Source organism: Desulfobulbaceae bacterium (assembly GCA_015231515.1).
In the GTDB taxonomy this organism is placed as follows: Bacteria; Desulfobacterota; Desulfobulbia; order Desulfobulbales; family VMSU01; genus JADGBM01.
The window spans coordinates 1-2,158 of the sequence record JADGBM010000221.1 but is presented as its reverse complement, the minus strand read 5'-3'; the positions used below and the strand labels follow the sequence as shown (position 1 = coordinate 2,158).

General features: G+C 49.2%; 3 protein-coding genes. All 3 read left to right on the top strand.

What is annotated here, in order from left to right:
- Nucleotides 1-859 (top strand): ACR3 family arsenite efflux transporter (arsB, locus tag HQK80_16530; GenBank protein MBF0223797.1); only part of this gene is annotated, 859 nt, incomplete at its 5' end.
- A gap of 5 nt (nt 860-864) precedes the next feature.
- Entirely contained in the window at nt 865-1,416 is a 552-nt protein-coding gene (locus HQK80_16525) for an arsenate reductase ArsC (GenBank protein ID MBF0223796.1), read from the top strand.
- Nucleotides 1,417-1,789: 373 nt separating this feature from the next.
- Nucleotides 1,790-2,158: molybdate ABC transporter substrate-binding protein (gene modA, locus HQK80_16520; protein MBF0223795.1), on the top strand; the 369-nt coding region annotated here is incomplete at its 3' end.

The window sequence follows — 2,158 nt, the reverse complement described above, 5'->3', positions numbered from 1 at the left end:
GGTGGATTTCGCCAGCGTTAAAAATGTCGGCAAAAACCCTACAGGTCTCTACCTGACCTGGGTGGTCAACTGGCTGATTAAGCCCTTTACCATGTTCGGGATCGCCGCCTTCTTTTTTCATGTCGTTTTTCGCGGCCTTATTCCGCCGGAAATGGCTAGGGATTATCTGGCCGGGGCGGTTCTTTTGGGCGCGGCGCCTTGCACGGCTATGGTTTTTGTCTGGAGTCACCTGACCCGCGGCAACCCGGCCTATACGGTGGTTCAGGTGGCGACCAACGACCTGATCATCCTCGTTGCCTTTACTCCGATTGTCGCTTTTCTTCTTGGGATTGGGGGAATCACCATTCCGTGGGACACCCTGTTTTTATCGGTTTTCCTGTTCGTAGTTATTCCGCTGGTCGGAGGGGTAGTAACTCGCAAGATTGTAATCAGCAATAAGGGGGCAGAGTATTTCAATACGACGTTTATCCCGAAATTCAACAACCTTACCATCGGTGGCTTGCTGCTGACCCTTGTCCTAATTTTCTCTTTCCAGGGAGAGGTTATTCTCGAAAACCCGCTGCACATTGTTTTAATCGCAGTGCCCTTGGTGATTCAAACGTTTTTAATATTCTTTATCGCCTATCTGACTGCCAAAAAGTTGAAATTACCCCATGATGTCGCGGCACCAGCCAGCATGATCGGCGCCTCCAATTTTTTTGAACTCTCGGTCGCCGTGGCGATCACCCTGTTTGGGGCTTCATCGCCGGCGGTTCTGGCTACCATAGTCGGGGTTTTAGTCGAGGTGCCGGTGATGCTTTTCCTGGTCAAGATCGCCAACCGCACGACAGGCTGGTTTCCGGTCAAGCAGGGAGTGTGATAACAATGAAAAAACTAAAAATCCTTTTTCTCTGTACCGGCAACTCATGCCGCAGTCAAATCGCGGAAGGCTGGGCCAGGCACCTCAAGGGCGACGTCATCAAGGCCTATTCTGCCGGCATCGAAAAACACGGACTTAATCCTCTGGCGGTAAAGATTATGGCTGAGGCGGGAGTTGACATCTCCGGACAGCAATCCAAGACACTTGAAGATCTGCCGGAGTCGGTATTCGACTGGGTCATCACCCTCTGCGGCCATGCCAACGAGACCTGCCCCTTCTTTCCGGGCCAAAAAATCCACGTGGGCTTCGACGACCCGCCCAAACTGGCAGTCGATGCTGAAAACGAGGAAGAGGCCCTGGCCCATTACCGCCGGGTGCGAGATGAAATTAAGGTTTTTATCATGACCCTGCCGCAATCCCTTCAGGCAATCATCAGATTTAGTGCCTTACAGAGTATTTTCTTGTTTGTTTTTTTTACAAGAAGATACTCTGTAAGGCACTTATCCCGTTCATCGGGGTTAGTTGTGAGTTGTAATCGCTACAATGTGTATGATTAGCTAATTTTCAAGGCTAAATCTATTTTAATCCGGAGCGTTTGCTGTTTTTATGAAGAGAACCAGCATGGCAATAACGACCAGCCGCGCATTCTGCACGGCGATTATCCCCCGGAAAGGATGCCGTCGGCACGTCTAGAATTTTTGACTCTACTTACTGGCACAGATTCTGCTAATTACAATAGCAAAGTCCATTGTTCGCCGCAAATGAAGACATTGTATCTGATTTACAGCCAAGGGGAGGGACATTTTTGTGGCCTCTTCGACAAAATCGTAACAAAAACAAACAAATGTGCAAAATCAATCGTATGCATCGAAGGAGTCACCTATGAAATGTAAAGCTGAATTGAGCCGCCTGCCGACTCAAACAAAACTTATGCCCTTTGGGTGTAAAATATTGGTTACCGTTCTACTTTTGCAGATCGTTTCCGTCGTCGCCGTTCAGGCACAAACCATTCATCTTTCGGTCACCGCGAGCATGACCGATGCCGTCAATGACATGATAAAGGATTTTTCTGCCAAACATACCAAGGCAAAATTCCTGCCGAACTTTGCTTCTTCGGGTAGCCTGGCGAAACAGATTGAACAAGGCGCCCCCGCTGATATCTATGTTTCCGCTAATCCCAAGTGGATGAAATACCTGGTCGAAAAGGAGCTGATCGCCCCAGACACCGATCATATTTTTGCCTTTAACCAGCTGGTTTTTGCCGGTGCCCAAAAATCAACGGCGCTTTCCCTGGCAGGG

What these genes read in the sequence shown, in the direction of transcription:
- HQK80_16525 (MBF0223796.1), top strand. Translation starts at nt 865, where the DNA reads ATGAAAAAACTAAAAATCCTTTTTCTCTGTACCGGCAACTCATGCCGC.